This is a genomic window from Kitasatospora sp. NPDC059599, from assembly GCF_042735125.1.
Taxonomy (GTDB): Bacteria; Actinomycetota; Actinomycetes; order Streptomycetales; family Streptomycetaceae; genus Kitasatospora.
This window is the reverse complement of the sequence record NZ_JBHWCL010000210.1, coordinates 1-13,697: the sequence shown is the minus strand read 5'-3', so window position 1 is coordinate 13,697 and position 13,697 is coordinate 1. Positions and strand designations below refer to the sequence as shown.

Sequence of the window (13,697 nt, the reverse complement as noted above, 5' to 3'; positions counted from 1 at the left end):
GCCCTTCGCCGTGCCGTGCGGCCCGGTCTCACGGCTCCTGGGGCAGGAGCAGCCAGAGGGCGAGATAGAGCAGGAACTGCGGGCCGGGCAGCAGGCACGAGAGCAGGAAGATCAGCCGGACGGTCCACGGGGTCAGCCCGAAACGGGCGGCGATCCCGGCGCAGACGCCGGCGATGACGCGGTTGTGACGGGGACGGGCGAGGCGGGCGCTCATGGTGGTCTCCTGATCTGCTCCGCACGGTGGCGGCCCGGTCCGGCCGGTCCGGCGGGCGTACTTCCATACTCCGCCGCCGCCGCCCCGTTCTCCTCAGCCCGCCAGGTGATTCCGCACCCCGACGGGTCACCGGGAAGGCGTAGCCGGATGTCGGGGTCGCCCTCGGGGTGACCCTGAGGAAGGTCGTCCGTCCGGCCCCGGCCCGGGGGGCGCCCTCCCGTCGCGGGGGTGCGGAAACGGCTCGGTATGATGCCGCAGTCGCTGTTGGGTCGGGGGGCGAAACATCGGCGCGCCATCGCTAGGAAATGGCCTCTCTCGCAAGCGATTTCACGTTCTGTTGGGCTCTGTCCGAATTCTCTCGTGAGGTTGAAATGCGCATTGGGCATCGCAGATTCCTGGCCGCGACCGCCGCCGTCACGCTCGCTTCCGGTGTGACCGTCGTGGAGGCCCCGGCCGCCTTCGCCGCCTCGGGGGCCGTCACGGCCGACCAGGGCACCCAGGTCCAGTCCTCGCCGGTCACGGTCACCCTCGGCGGACTGCCCGGGACCGTCAAGGCGGGCGGCGCGCCGGTGGAGTTCACCGCGACGCTGAAGAACACCGCCGACCACCAGCTGGACGTGCCGTCGTCCGCCTTCGTCATCGGCGACACCGGCACCGGCACCAAGCAGGGCCAGTTCAAGCTGGAGTACCAGTCGCCCGGCGGCACGCAGTGGCAGGACGCCAGGGCGAACGCCACGAGCACCGGCGGCCTCTGGCAGCTCGACCGTCCCGCCGTCCTGCACCTGGCGGCCGGCGCCGAGGCCGTCTACCGGCTGCGGCTCACCGTCGCCGCCGACACCCCGGCAGGCCGGGTGACACCGGGCCTCGACGCCGTCGTCTCCGACCCGGCCCTGCCGCCGGAGCAGCGCGTCTCCCAGGCCATGAGCGGCTACGCGGACCTGGTCGTCACGCCGTCGGTCACGCCGACCACCCCGGCGCCCACACCCGCCGCCACCGCCGACGTCAAGCTCGACGGGATGCCCGCCACCTTCACCGCGGGCGGCGAGGCGAAGCCGTTCAAGCTGGTCTTCACCAACAACAGCGGCAGGGACCTCCGGATCCTGCCCGCGATCGTGTTCCAGGGCGCGACCGAACTCCCCTCCGAGGTGGTCGGGTTCGAGTTCCGGACGGCCGCCGGCGGATGGCTGGAGGGGACGCCCGGGGGCAACTCGGAGCACCCGGGATGGCTCTACCTGGGCCTGCGCACCGGCGACCGGAACGCCGACGTCATCGCCCTGCCGAAGGGCGGGAGCCGCACGATCGAGGTCCGGCTGTCCTTCACCGGCGACACGCCCGCCATGGCCCAGTCCCTGGCGGCCCTCGCGGGCAGCGTGCCCGGTGAGGGCGAACGCGGGTCCGAGGCCTCCAGCCCGAAGGCCGACTTCACGATCACGGCCGCGGTGGGCTCCACCCCCAGGCCGACCCCGACCCCCTCGGCCACCCCGGTGCCGACGGCGGCCCAGCCGACCACCGCGCCGGTCGTCCCGGTGGCGGAGACCACCGGCACGGCGCCGAGCCCGGTGGCGGGCGGCTCGCAGGTGGTCGCTGCCGCGGCGGCTCCGGCCGTGGCGGACACCCGGCTGGCCTCCACCGGCGGCGGCTCCGCCTCGCGGCCGATGGCGGTCACCGGTGCGGTCGCGATCGCCCTCGGCGTGGGCACGCTCGTCGTGGCGCGCCGCCGCAAGCTGGGTTCCAGGACCGGGCGCTGACCCCGGACACGCCGGAAGGCCCGCCCGTCACCGCTCGGCAGCGGTGACGGACGGGCCTTCCGGCGTTCGTGGGGCGGTGCGGCCCGCTCAGCCGGCCTGGTGCGGCGGCTGGGGCTGGGCCGGCGGGGCGGGCTGCGCGTACGGGTTGTCCGCCACCGGCTGCGGCGGGACACCCGGCTGGTGCGGCGCGGCGGCCGGCGGGACGGGAGCGCCCGCGTGCGGCGGCACGGGAGCGCCCGGCTGCGGGGCGTTCGGGTTGTACGGCGCCTGCGGGGCGTTCGGGTCGAACGGGGCCTGCGGGGCGTTCGGGTTGAACCCGGCGGCCTGCGCGGCGGCCGCCTGCTGCTTGGCGTTGCTGCGCTCGACGATCGCCTTCACCGAGTAGACGATCATCGCGACCGGCAGGATGAAGACCTTGAAGAAGATGTAGTACGTGCCGCCCTCGAAGACGAACACGAGGTAGTAGGCGTACCCCAGGAAGCCGAGGCCGATGAGCACGTTGAGGATCCGCAGACCGGCCTTCAGCCCGCCGGCGACGGCTCCGAGGACCAGCATGATCACGCCGCTGAGCGCCAGCAGGACGGCGTACCAGGAGAACAGCGGTTCGGCGCTGAAGTCGAGATTGTTCACGGGGGATTTCCTGTGGGAGGGAAGAAACAACGGCGGAACCGTTTGGGGACGAGAGCGCACAGTACTGGAGGCGGCTGACATTCGTCGCGGCCTTTACGTCACGGTGTCGTTGCGCTCTGCCGGAGCGGCAATTGACGAGGTGGGAAATGACTGACTATGAGGTGCTGCGGGTCTTTTGCGGACCGGACGGGCGGCACGGGAACGAGCTCGGCGTCGTGCGCGCCGGCGCCGCCGTGCCGGAGCGCGCGGACCGCCGACGGCTCGCGCGCGAACTCGGCTTCAGCGAGACGGTGTTCGTCGACGACCCGGAGCGCGGGGAGATCGACATCCACACCCCGACGCTGCGTCTGCCCTTCGCCGGGCACCCGTGCGTGGGCGTCGCCTGGCTGCTCGGCCTGGACCGGCTGGTGACGGCCGCCGGTGAGGTGGGCGTACGGCGCGCGGACGGGCTGACGCTGATCGAGGCCCGGCCGGAGTGGGCCCCGCCGCGGACGCTGCGGCAGTACGGTTCGGCGGCCGAGGTGGAGGCGCTGGAGGTGCCGCCGCCCGGGGAGTGGGTCTACGCCTGGGCCTGGCAGGACGAGGCGGCGGGCACCGTCCGGGCCCGGGCGTTCCCCGGGCGGGGGGACGGGATCGACGAGGACGAGGCGACCGGCGCGGCCGCCCTGCTGCTGACCGCGCGGCTCGGCCGGGCGCTGACCGTCACCCAGGGCGCGGGTTCGCAGCTGCTGACCGGGCCGCGCCCCGGAGGGCTGGTCGAGGTCGGTGGCCGGGTGGTGCCGGGGCGGGCTCAGCGGCCGGGCGGCGTCGGCTCCGCGTAGGCGCGCGGCCGGGGGACGGGTGCGACGGCCGCCACCCGGCCGACGGCGGCCACCGGCGGGACGGTCAGCACGGACACCCGGGGCACCCGCGGCCGCCGCCCCCGCAGCAGGTGCCGCAGACCGGGGACCAGCGCGAGGTGGGCGGCGGCCACGCCGATCACGGCGAACAGGATGTGGTCCACGTTGAGGACGTGCCCGGGCGTCCAGGAGGAGAGGAACTCCAGCCCGGTTGCCAGCAGCGCGGAGACGCCGGTGGTGCGCAGGAAGGACGGCAGCCAGGGGGCTCGGAGCCGGCCGCCGGCCAGCGGCAGCAGGACGCCGAGCGGGGCCAGCAGCAGGAGTTCGCCGACCACCTGCCAGCCGGTGGAGGAGCGGAGCGAGGCCAGCGGCGTCAGATTGGCGTCGTACACCCAGGCCACCGGCAGCGGTCTCAGCACCAGCCAGAGCACCAGTGCCAGGTGGCAGGCCAGGCCCGCCAGTCCGGTCAGCCGGAGGGGACGGTGGACGCCCGCCGCCGGCCTGCTCTCGGTCCCCGCGCCGGAACGCTCGTCGCGTGTCCTGGTGCCATCTCGCTGCACGGGGGGAAGGACGTGAGCCGGTGGCACGGCGGTTCCACACCGGGCGTGAACATTCCCGGACGCGCCCCCGGCGCCCCCGCTACTTGCACGGGGAGGCCGTCGGCACGGCGCTGAACACGTTGTCCGGCGGCGGGCTGCCCGGTGTCACCGCGGCGGGCGACGGGCTCGGGCTCACGGCGCCCTTGGCGGCGCCGCGGGCAGGGGTCACGGCCGGCGCGGGGCCGGGCGGGGTGGCCAGCGCGGTCGGTACGCGCGGGGCGGTCGGGCAGGCCGTCCGGCTGGCCGGGGCCCCGGCGTCGACCGGTACGGCCGTCGGCCGGATGCCGCAGCCGGAGGCCAGTGCGAGCAGGAGCAGCACGCCGGCGGTGCGGCGCAGGGTGGTGCGGGCGGGGGCGGTCACGTGGCGTCCTTGTCCTGTGCGGCGTCGCGCGCGGGGCCGCGCTCGGCCCCGCCCGCGGCCGGCGGGGGCGGTGGGGCCGACGGCAGCGTCAGGGTGAACACCGCGCCGACCTCCCCGTTCGCCGCCGTGATCGTCCCCCCGTGTATCTGGGCGTTGGCCATCGCGATCGACAGCCCCAGACCGCTGCCCTCCGAGCGGGCCCGCCCCCGGTCCGCCTTGTAGAACCGGTCGAAGACGTGCGGCAGCACGTCCTCGGGGATGCCCGGGCCGCTGTCGGAGACCTCGACCACGACCGAGTCGTCGCTCTGCCGGACCCTGACCCGCACCGGCGAGCCGCCGTGCTTGAGCGCGTTGCCGATGAGGTTGGCGAACACCACGTCGAGCCGGCGCGGGTCGACCACGGCCAGGATGCCGCGCGGGGCGTCCAGTTCGACCGCGTCGTACCAGGCCCGCCCGTCGATGCAGGACATGATCAGGTCCGCGATGTCGACCTCGTCGGCGACCAGCTTGGCGGTGCCGGCGTCGAAACGGGTCACCTCCATCAGGTTCTCGACCAGGTCGGACAGCCGCCGGGTCTCGCTGACCACGAGCCGGACGGCCGGCTCGATCATCGGGTCCAGCGACTCGGCCTCGTCCTCCAGGATGTCGGTGACGGCGGTCATCGCGGTCAGCGGGGTGCGCAGCTCGTGCGACATGTCGGCGACGAACCGCCGGCTCTGCGCCTCGCGCGCGCTCAGCTCCTCGACCTGCTCGTGCAGCGATTCCGCGGCCATGTTGAACGTCCGGGCCAGGTCGGCGAGTTCGTCCGAGCCCTCGACTTCCAGCCGGGTGTCCAGGTGTCCCTCGCCGAGCCGCCGGGCCGCGTCGCCGAGCCGCTTGACCGGCCGCAGCACGGTGGCCGAGGCGGCCTGGGCGAGCAGCGCCGAGCCGATCAGGGCCAGCAGGGTGGCGACGGCCAGCGACCAGCCCAGCGTGTTGAGGTCGGCCCGCTCGTTCTCCAGGGACTTGAACATGTACGCCGTCGGGCCGTTCGGCACCACCTTGGTGCCGCCGATCAGGAACGGCCGGCCCTCCAGGTTCTGCCGCTGCCAGTACAGGTGGTACGGGTACGGGTTGTTCTCGGTGACCTCCCGCGGCTTGGCGACCGTGGACTGCAGCGCGGTCGGCACGTCGGCCAGCGTGAAGTGCGTCGGGTCGGAGGACGCCGAGGGGCACTCCGGGTGCGCCGGGTCGATCACCACCACGTCGTAATTCAGGCCGGAGCTGGCGACGTTGGACGCCAGCGCGGCCAGTTCCGGGCAGCCGGCGTTCAGCGGCAGCTCGGAGACGTTGCGGCTGAGTGAGACCCGGAAGTCGTTCAGCGCGGTGTCCTGAGCCCGCTTGAGCACCGCGTCGCGGTTCAGCCAGTACGCGATGCCGGAGGCCGAGACGGCGGCGAGCAGCGCGACCGCCGCGAACACCGCGATCAGCCGTACCCGCAGGGAACGCAGCCGGCGCCACCGGCTCGCCGGGAAGCGCCGGGCAGTCGTCTGATGGTCAGTCACAGGAGCCTGTCGTGATACGGGAGTTCAGGAGTCGGACGGGGCAGGGCCGGGGCGGAGGGGTCAGGCCGGCGGGTCCAGCCGGTAGCCCACCCCGCGCACGGTGCGGATCAGCGTCGGCGCGGACGGCACGTCCTCGACCTTGGCCCGCAGCCGCTGCACGCAGGCGTCCACCAGGCGGGAGTCGCCCAGGTAGTCGTGCTCCCACACCAGCCGCAGCAGCTGCTGGCGGGAGAGCGCCTGCCCGGGGCGGCGGCTGAGTTCGAGCAGCAGTCGCAGTTCGGTCGGGGTGAGCTGGAGGTCCTGCCCGTCCTTGGTGACGGTCATCGCCGCGCGGTCGATCACCACGGTGCCGTACGCGGAGGAGTCCGAGCTCTCCCGCTCGCCGCGTCGCAGCACCGCCCGGATCCGGGCGTCCAGCACGCGCGGCTGCACCGGCTTCACCACGTAGTCGTCCGCGCCGGATTCCAGACCCACCACCACGTCGATGTCGTCCGAACGCGCGGTCAGCAGGATGATCGGCAGCTGGTCGGTGCGCCGGATCCGGCGGCACACCTCGAAGCCGTCGATCCCGGGCAGCATCACGTCCAGCACGATCAGGTCGGGCCGCTGCTCCTTGAAGAGCCTCAAGCCGTCCTCGCCGGAGGCAGCGGTGGCCACGCGGTGGCCCTGGCGGGTGAGGGCGAGTTCGAGGCCGGTCCGGATGGCGTCGTCGTCCTCGATCAATAGGAGGAAAGGCACGGCCCCATTTTGGCCCACCCGCAGCCCCGAATCACCCCCCGGATCGCTCACCGGCCGCTCGGGAACCGGAAGGACCGCCACCGGCGTCAGGTACGGAGGGAGGCGGACCGGGACGAAAGGCCCCCGCCTGTGACACCCCTGTGACAGTCGGCGGACAGCGCCATCACAACCGGCGGGCAGGATTTTCCATGTCGCCGCAGGACAGCGGGCCGAAAGGGCCGGCTGGAGGGCGGCTACCGGAACCGCTCGTACCGACCCAGGGGGCGCACGATGAACGCCATGCTTCAGACCCGGACCAACCCGGCTGTCCGCACCGCGCGTTCGTCAGCCACGACCCACCGGACCCGGTACGAGGTCAGGACCGACGAGAACTCCGGTGCCGTGACCGTACGGGGGTGCGCGCACAGCACCGGTGGAAACCCCGTCGCCCGCCGGGTGAGCGGCGGCGCCAGGACGGGGGAGCTGTACGGGATCGGCCGGCTGGGGAGTTCGGCCGACTCCGCCAACACCCTCACGCTGCGGGGCATCCTCCCCGTCCGCGTCGAGGGCAAGGACACCCCGGGGGGGAACCGGGGTACCGGGGGGAACGGTCTGCGGACGGTCGGTTCGGGGGAACCGTCCGGTCGCGAGGCCGCCGGTGCGACGCTGCTGCGGCTGAACCCCGCTGCGGCCCGCACCACCGAGGCCGGACAGGGAGGCGCGCAGGGGGAGCACTCGGCCGCCGCGGAGGACCACATCACGGAGTTCACCGCGTACGTGCGCGAGCGCCGCGCCTCCCTGTACGCCACGGCCTACCACCTCACCGGTGACCGCTACGAGGCCGAGGACCTGCTGCAGAGCGCGCTCTTCAGCACCTACCGGGCCTGGGGCCGGATCACCGACAAGGCGGCGGTCGGGGGCTACCTCCGCCGCACCATGACCAACCTGCACATCTCCGCCTGGCGGCGCCGCAAGGTCAACGAGTACCCGACCGAGGAGCTGCCGGAGACGGCGGGCGACACCGACGCGATGGGCGGCACCGAGCTGCGCACCGTGCTCTGGCAGGCGCTGGCGAAGCTGCCGGAGAACCAGCGGACCATGCTGGTGCTGCGCTACTACGAGGGCAAGACGGACCCGGAGATCGCCGACGTGCTGGGGATCAGCGTCGGTACGGTCAAGAGCAGCATCTGGCGCGCCCTGCGCCGGCTGCGCGACGACGAGCACCTGAACAAGTCGGGCGACACCGTCCGGGCGTTCGGCGAGCTGGTCGCGTAACGAGGGACTCCCGTCGGGGGACGGGAACGGACGGTCGGACGGTCCGGGGGCAGCGGCTCGGGGGAGCGTGCCCGTGGGAGAACCGAGGATCGTTCGGGGAAGGCGACGGGCCCGGTGCGGGGGAGACGCACCGGGCCCGTCGTCGTGCCGTCCGGACCCGCCGGGCCTCGGCGGCGGGGACGCCGGGAACGGCCCGGCTCAAGCCGCGGAGAGCTCCGTCGGGCGGGCCGCGGTGCGGATTCGCCGCTCGGCCTCCGGCCCGGCGCAGGCGTACGAGCCGAGCGCGACCTGCCGGCCCACGATGGAACGCTCGGCGCGCATCAGCCGCCAGCCCCGGCGCAGCAGCACCGGCAGCGACTTGCGGCCCTCCCGGACGTCCCGGCGCAGCCGGCGCCAGGCCGTGGTGAGCGCGCCGTTGCGCAGGCACAGGGCGTCGCCGAGCAGGCCCTCCTCGGCACACGCGGCGGTGATCTCGGCGGCGAAGATGCCCTCCGCGATGAACGCGCCGACGCCGCCGAGCTCCAGGGCGCGGGTGCCGATCCGGCCGTTGTCCGGGATCGAGTACACCGGGACGTCGGTGCGGCCGCGGTCGTGCAGGGCGCGGATGGCGGCGAGGGCCTGGTCGCGGTGCCAGGCGAGCGGGGAGTCCCAGTCGACGGCGCCGTCCGGCAGCCGCGGCAGCGTGGGGTCGTCCCCGTCCTTGTAGAAGTCGTCGAGCTGGAGGACCGGCAGGCCGCTGCGCTCGGCGAGCGAGGACTTCCCCGACCCGGAGGGCCCGGAGAGCAGGATCACCCGGGCGTGCGCGCCGGGGGCGGGGTTCATGGGGGAGTCACTCACGGGACACCAGTCTGACGCATCGGGGCCCGTTGCCGAAACCGGTCGGCACCGACCTTCTGCCACGGAGGCGGCGGTGGTTGCGGCCCGTCACCGCGTCGGCGACCGCGACTACGGGCCGGCGAGGGCGGCGTGTACCAGCGGCAGGTAGCGGGTGTCGACCTGGAGGTGGACCGGGTCTCCGGCGCCGGGCGGCCGGTAGGCGGTGGCGGCCCAGTCCTGGCTGTGCCAGGTGTCGGGCTCGGGCTCGTGGAAGGTGCCCCCGGTGGGCAGGTCGAGCCGCCCGGCCTCCCGGGAGACGAAGGCCACGCCGGCGGTCCCCGGCGTGATCCGCAGGCTGCCGTTGACGTACCCGCGCCCCGGGCCGGAGCGGACCGAGCAGGGCACCCGGACCGGCCGCCCGGCGGCCAGTCGGCGCCTGCTGCGGGCCACGTGGTACCTGCGGAGGAAGCCGTCCGCGAACAGTGCGACCAGCTCGCCGATGAACTCGCCCATGGTTCCCCCCGATCGTCCCCGTCCCCGGTGATTCTGGCCGGGCCGGCCGGGCGCGCGGGAGCGGCGAAAGTCGGCGGCGGGGGTGACGAAAGTCGACGGGAACGGCGGCGGAAAGCGACGGACCCGCGCCAGGGGGGGAGAGGCGCGGGTCCGTCCAATGACCGTCCGGGCCCTGGGGGGGAGAGGGCACTGGGGACGGCCAGTCTGTGGAGTTGTCGCCCCGGAGGGCGGGTGGGTCAGATACCCATCGGGTGCCACACCGTCTTCGTTTCGAGGAACGAGAGTAGCCGGTCCGTACCGGGCGCACTGGTCCAGTCCTGGGCGAACGGGTCCAGCTCCGGACGGACCACCCGCTTCAGGGTATCCGCGGCGGCGGCTTCCAGCGCCTGCGCCGCGCCGGGACCGTCGGCGGCGATGGCCCCGGTGAGGTCCACCGCGTTGACGTCCTGGTGCGAGGCCAGGGTGGGGGCGATGTCCGCGGTCCGGCCCGAGAGGATGTTGACCACGCCGCCCGGGACGTCCGAGGTGGCGAGCACCTCGCCCAGCGACAGCGCGGGCAGCGGGGCGTCCGCGGCGGCCGCGACCACGACCGTGTTGCCGGTGGCGATCGCCGGGGCGATCACCGAGACCAGGCCGAGCAGCGAGTGCCCGTACCCGGCCTGCGGGGCGACGATCCCGACCACGCCGGTCGGCTCGGGGGTCGACAGGTTGAAGTAGGGACCGGCGACCGGGTTGGCGCCGCCCGCGATCTGGGCGACCTTGTCGGTCCAGCCCGCGTACCAGACCCAGCGGTCGATCGCGACGTCCACCAGCGCGGCGGCCTTCTTCGGGCCGATGCCCTCGGAGAGGGCCACCTCGGCGGCGAACTGCTCGCGCCGGCCCTGCAGCATCTCGGCCACCCGGTACAGCACCTGGCCGCGGTTGTACGCGGTGGTGCCGGCCCAGCCCTTGACGGCGGCGCGGGCGGCGAGGACCGCGTCACGGGTGTCCTTGCGGGTGCCCAGCGGCGCGTTGGCGAGCCACTCGCCCTTGGAGTCCGTCACCTCGTACACCCGCCCGCTCTCCGAGCGCGGGAACTTCCCGCCGACGTACAGCTTGTAGGTCTTGCTCACCTGGATCCGCACCGGAGCGTCAGGACGCGCGAAGGTCGTGTCAGACATCGAGGTAGGCCTCCAGACCGTGGCGGCCACCCTCGCGGCCGTAGCCCGACTCCTTGTAACCGCCGAACGGCGAGGTCGGGTCGAACTTGTTGAAGGTGTTGGCCCAGACCACACCGGCCTTGAGCCTGTTCGCGGTCCAGAGGATCCGCGAGCCCTTCTCCGTCCAGACGCCGGCGGAGAGGCCGAACGGGGTGTTGTTGGCCTTCGCGACCGCCTCGTCGGGGGTGCGGAAGGTCAGCACCGACAGCACCGGGCCGAAGATCTCCTCCTGGGCGATCCGGTGGGCCTGGCTGACGCCGGTGAAGATGGTCGGCTTGAACCAGAAGCCGTTGCCCGGGAGTTCGCACTCGGGGGACCAGCGGTCCGCGCCCTCGGCCTCGCCGGCGTCGGTCAGCTCGGTGATCCGGGCCAGCTGCGCGGCCGAGTTGATCGCACCGATGTCGGTGTTCTTGTCCAGCGGGTCGCCGACCCGCAGGGTGGACATCCGGCGCTTCAGGGCGTCCAGCAGCTCGTCCTGGATCGACTCCTGGACCAGCAGGCGCGAGCCCGCGCAGCAGACGTGGCCCTGGTTGAAGAAGATGCCGTTGACGATGCCCTCGACCGCCTGGTCGATCGGCGCGTCGTCGAAGACGATGTTGGCGGCCTTGCCGCCCAGCTCCAGCGACAGCTTCTTGCGGCTGCCGGCCAGCTGCTTGGCGATGGCCCGGCCGACCGGGGTGGAGCCGGTGAAGGCGACCTTGTTGACGTCGGGGTGCGCGGTCAGCGCGGCGCCGGTGCGGCCGTCGCCGGTGACGATGTTGACGACGCCCTTCGGCAGACCGGCCTGGCGGCAGATGTCGGCGAAGCGCAGCGCGGTCAGCGGCGTGGTCTCGGCCGGCTTCAGGACGACCGTGTTGCCGGTCGCCAGCGCGGGCGCGATCTTCCAGGCCAGCATCATCAGCGGGAAGTTCCACGGGATGACCTGGCCGGCCACGCCGAGCGGGCGCGGGTTGGCGCCGAAGCCCGCGTAGTCCAGCTTGTCCGCCCAGCCCGCGTAGTAGAAGAACCACGCGGCGACGGTCGGGATGTCGAAGTCGCGGGTCTCGCGGATCGGCTTGCCGTTGTCGATCGACTCCAGCACGGCCAGCTCGCGGCCGCGCTCCTGGATGATCCGGGCGATCCGGAACAGGTACTTGGCGCGCTCGCTGCCCGGCAGCGCCGACCAGTCGGCGAAGGCCCTGCGGGCGGCGGCGACGGCGCGGTCCACGTCCTCGTCGGTGCCCTGGGCGAACTCGGCGAGCACCTGCTCGGTGGCCGGGTTGACCGTCTTCAGGGCCTCGCTGCCGGAGGAGTCGACGAACTCGCCGCCGATGAAGTGGCCGTAGGAGGTGGCGATGTCGCCCGCGGCAGCGGGGGACTCGGGGGCCGGGGCGTAGGCGAAGAGGCCTCCGGCGGGCTTGGCCGCGGGCTCCTCGATGTTCTTCTTCTTGGCCATGGTGATCAGTCCACCGTCACGTAGTCGGGGCCGGAGTAGCGGCCGGTGGCCAGCTTCTGGCGCTGCATCAGCAGGTCGTTGAGCAGGCTGGAGGCACCGAAGCGGAACCAGTGCGGGGTCAGCCAGTCGTCGCCGAGGGTCTCGTTGACCATCACCAGGTACTTCATGGCGTCCTTGGTGGTCTTGATGCCACCGGCGGGCTTCACGCCGACCTGGACGCCGGTGGCCGCGCGGAAGTCGCGGACCGCCTCCAGCATCAGCAGGGTGACCGGCGGGGTCGCGTTGACGGCGACCTTGCCGGTGGAGGTCTTGATGAAGTCGGCGCCGGCCAGCATCGCCAGCCAGGAGACCCGGCGGACGTTGTCGTAGGTCTGCAGTTCGCCGGTCTCGAAGATGACCTTGAGGTGGGCGTAGCTGCCGTCGGCGCGCTTGCACGCCTCCTTGACGGCGACGATCTCGTTGTAGACGTCGAAGTAGCGGCCGGAGAGGAAGGCGCCGCGGTCGATCACCATGTCGATCTCGTCGGCGCCCGCGGCCACCGCGTCGGCGGTGTCGGCGAGCTTGACCGGGAGGGCCACGCGGCCGGCCGGGAAGGCGGTGGCCACCGAGGCGACCTGGATGTCGGTCCCCTTCAGGGCGTCCTTCGCGGTGGCGACCATGTCCGGGTAGACACAGATGGCGGCGACGCGGGGGGTGGTGGGGTCGGTCGGGTCGGGGGTCCTGCCCTTGGCGCACAGCGCGCGCACCTTGCCGACCGTGTCCGCGCCTTCCAGCGTGGTCAGGTCGATCATGGAGATCGCCAGGTCGATGGCGTACGCCTTCGCCGTGGTCTTGATCGAGCGGGTACCGAGAGTGGCGGCACGCGCCTCCAGGCCGACCTGGTCGACGCCGGGCAGGCCGTGCAGAAAGCGGCGGAGCGAGGCCTCGGACGCCGCAACGTCCTGAAGACCGCTGCCCGCAACGCCGGGGGCATTGGCTGCAACAGTGGACATAGTCACCAGACCAGCATATCTACGCGCGTAGTGGGCCGCCAGGGCACCCGCCATTCGTGGCCGGACCGAGACCTCCGTGCGAGGGGCATGGGGCAGAATCGACGGCATGACCGATTCCGACGGCACGCCCCACCAGGGCAAGGCCGCCCCCGGCGGGGAACCCGAGTACGCGGACCGCGTGTACCGCTCCGTCCCCGGCGTGATCTCCGGCGTGTTCCTGCTCGCCGTCGCCGCCTGGCTGATCGGCGACGCGGCGGTGACCGGCACCGGCAAGACCCCGTACGTCGCGCTCGCCGCGGTGCCGGTGTTCGCCTTCCCGGTGATCGCCTACACGCTGCGCCCGGTGGTGCGGGCCTCCGGCGACCGGCTGGTGGTGCGCAACCCGTGGCGGACCGTCATCGCGCCCTGGGCCTCGGTGGACGCGCTGCGCGCGGGGTACTCGGTCGAACTGCTCGCGGGCGGCAGGAAGTACCAGGTCTGGGCGGTTCCGGTGTCGCTGCGCCAGCGCAAGCGCGCCACCCGCGCCCAGAGCCGCGGCAACGCCGAGCACGCCTCCCGCACCGGGCTGGGGCTGGGGCTCGCGGCCCGGACCAACCCGGTCGTCCAGGGCTCCTCGGACCCCACCCGTGCCTGGTCCGACCAGGTGACCGACGTGCTGCAGGAGATGGCCGAGCGCAACGCCCGCCGTCCCGAGGCCGCCGGTCCGGTGACGGTCCGCTGGTGCTGGTGGGTGATCGTCCCCACCCTGGTGGGGCTGGTGGCCCTGATCTCCGTTATCGCGGCCAGACGCCCCCCGCCCCACGCGCGAACGGGCC

The 13,697-nt window shown here is 73.4% G+C and carries 15 protein-coding genes; 4 read left to right on the top strand and 11 right to left on the bottom strand.

The genetic code is table 11. The annotated features are described in order from the left end of the window. Positions 1-28: 28 nt before the first annotated feature. Positions 29-214: a PspC domain-containing protein gene (locus ACFV04_RS40815; RefSeq protein WP_360495264.1), complete on the bottom strand. Its 186-nt coding sequence runs from the start codon at positions 212-214 to the stop codon at positions 29-31. A 371-nt stretch (positions 215-585) separates the two neighbouring features. Between ACFV04_RS40815 and ACFV04_RS40810 the strand changes: the two genes are divergently transcribed. After that, a complete protein-coding gene (locus tag ACFV04_RS40810) occupies positions 586-1,962 on the top strand; it encodes a hypothetical protein (RefSeq protein WP_380536139.1) in 1,377 nt (458 codons plus the stop codon). A gap of 87 nt (positions 1,963-2,049) precedes the next feature. Here the strand turns inward: ACFV04_RS40810 and ACFV04_RS40805 are convergent, their stop codons facing one another. Then, positions 2,050-2,592 (bottom strand): hypothetical protein, encoded by a 543-nt coding sequence (locus ACFV04_RS40805; RefSeq protein WP_380536137.1) that lies wholly within the window; start codon positions 2,590-2,592, stop codon positions 2,050-2,052. Positions 2,593-2,738: 146 nt separating this feature from the next. On the opposite strand from ACFV04_RS40805, the gene ACFV04_RS40800 reads away from it, so the two are divergent. Then, on the top strand, positions 2,739-3,413 hold the full coding sequence (locus ACFV04_RS40800) for a PhzF family phenazine biosynthesis protein (RefSeq protein WP_380536135.1): 675 nt from the start codon (positions 2,739-2,741) through the stop codon (positions 3,411-3,413). Here ACFV04_RS40800 and ACFV04_RS40795 read toward each other — a convergent pair. The 4 genes from ACFV04_RS40795 to ACFV04_RS40780 form a co-directional block, all read right to left on the bottom strand. After that, a complete protein-coding gene (locus ACFV04_RS40795; protein WP_360265331.1) occupies positions 3,383-3,991 on the bottom strand; it encodes a VanZ family protein in 609 nt (202 codons plus the stop codon). The two genes, ACFV04_RS40800 and ACFV04_RS40795, sit on opposite strands and share 31 nt — an antisense overlap. Positions 3,992-4,070: 79 nt before the next feature. Then, on the bottom strand, positions 4,071-4,391 hold the full coding sequence (locus ACFV04_RS40790) for a hypothetical protein (RefSeq protein ID WP_380344020.1): 321 nt from the start codon (positions 4,389-4,391) through the stop codon (positions 4,071-4,073). Further along, on the bottom strand, positions 4,388-5,935 hold the full coding sequence (locus ACFV04_RS40785) for an ATP-binding protein (protein WP_380344018.1): 1,548 nt from the start codon (positions 5,933-5,935) through the stop codon (positions 4,388-4,390). The genes ACFV04_RS40790 and ACFV04_RS40785 overlap by 4 nt, the downstream gene beginning before the upstream one ends. Before the next feature lie 60 nt (positions 5,936-5,995). Next, on the bottom strand, positions 5,996-6,673 hold the full coding sequence (locus ACFV04_RS40780; RefSeq protein ID WP_063349065.1) for a response regulator transcription factor: 678 nt from the start codon (positions 6,671-6,673) through the stop codon (positions 5,996-5,998). A gap of 591 nt (positions 6,674-7,264) precedes the next feature. On the opposite strand from ACFV04_RS40780, the gene ACFV04_RS40775 reads away from it, so the two are divergent. Beyond that, complete coding sequence (locus ACFV04_RS40775; protein ID WP_360265355.1) at positions 7,265-7,927, top strand: SigE family RNA polymerase sigma factor; 663 nt, start codon at positions 7,265-7,267, stop codon at positions 7,925-7,927. A gap of 198 nt (positions 7,928-8,125) precedes the next feature. On the opposite strand, the gene ACFV04_RS40770 is transcribed toward ACFV04_RS40775, so the two are convergent. The 5 genes from ACFV04_RS40770 to deoC all read right to left on the bottom strand — a co-directional run bounded on the left by ACFV04_RS40770 (position 8,126) and on the right by deoC (position 12,882). Beyond that, positions 8,126-8,764, bottom strand: coding sequence for an ATP-binding protein (locus tag ACFV04_RS40770; RefSeq protein ID WP_380344015.1), 639 nt, complete (start codon positions 8,762-8,764; stop codon positions 8,126-8,128). Between the two features lie 108 nt (positions 8,765-8,872). Further along, on the bottom strand, positions 8,873-9,256 hold the full coding sequence (locus tag ACFV04_RS40765) for a hypothetical protein (RefSeq protein ID WP_380344012.1): 384 nt from the start codon (positions 9,254-9,256) through the stop codon (positions 8,873-8,875). Positions 9,257-9,492: 236 nt separating this feature from the next. Then, the gene (locus tag ACFV04_RS40760) at positions 9,493-10,416 is read right to left on the bottom strand and encodes an aldehyde dehydrogenase family protein (RefSeq protein WP_380344009.1); all 924 of its coding nucleotides are present in this window, start codon (positions 10,414-10,416) and stop codon (positions 9,493-9,495) included. Continuing rightward, positions 10,409-11,890: an aldehyde dehydrogenase family protein gene (locus ACFV04_RS40755; RefSeq protein WP_380344007.1), complete on the bottom strand. Its 1,482-nt coding sequence runs from the start codon at positions 11,888-11,890 to the stop codon at positions 10,409-10,411. The genes ACFV04_RS40760 and ACFV04_RS40755 overlap by 8 nt, the downstream gene beginning before the upstream one ends. Positions 11,891-11,895: 5 nt before the next feature. Then, entirely contained in the window at positions 11,896-12,882 is a 987-nt protein-coding gene (gene deoC, locus ACFV04_RS40750; RefSeq protein WP_360265349.1) for a deoxyribose-phosphate aldolase, read from the bottom strand. Between the two features lie 106 nt (positions 12,883-12,988). Here deoC and ACFV04_RS40745 point away from each other — a divergent pair. Then, the coding region (locus ACFV04_RS40745) for a PH domain-containing protein (protein WP_380536130.1) at positions 12,989-13,697 on the top strand (709 nt) is incomplete at its 3' end.

Excerpts from the sequence above, each read along its gene's own strand:
- ACFV04_RS40815 (WP_360495264.1), bottom strand. The coding sequence starts at position 214 with ATGAGCGCCCGCCTCGCCCGTCCCCGTCACAACCGCGTCATCGCCGGC.
- ACFV04_RS40810 (WP_380536139.1), top strand. The coding sequence starts at position 586 with ATGCGCATTGGGCATCGCAGATTCCTGGCCGCGACCGCCGCCGTCACG.
- ACFV04_RS40800 (WP_380536135.1), top strand. The coding sequence starts at position 2,739 with ATGACTGACTATGAGGTGCTGCGGGTCTTTTGCGGACCGGACGGGCGG.
- ACFV04_RS40765 (WP_380344012.1), bottom strand. The coding sequence starts at position 9,256 with ATGGGCGAGTTCATCGGCGAGCTGGTCGCACTGTTCGCGGACGGCTTC.
- ACFV04_RS40760 (WP_380344009.1), bottom strand. The coding sequence starts at position 10,416 with ATGTCTGACACGACCTTCGCGCGTCCTGACGCTCCGGTGCGGATCCAG.
- ACFV04_RS40755 (WP_380344007.1), bottom strand. The coding sequence starts at position 11,890 with ATGGCCAAGAAGAAGAACATCGAGGAGCCCGCGGCCAAGCCCGCCGGA.
- deoC (WP_360265349.1), bottom strand. The coding sequence starts at position 12,882 with ATGTCCACTGTTGCAGCCAATGCCCCCGGCGTTGCGGGCAGCGGTCTT.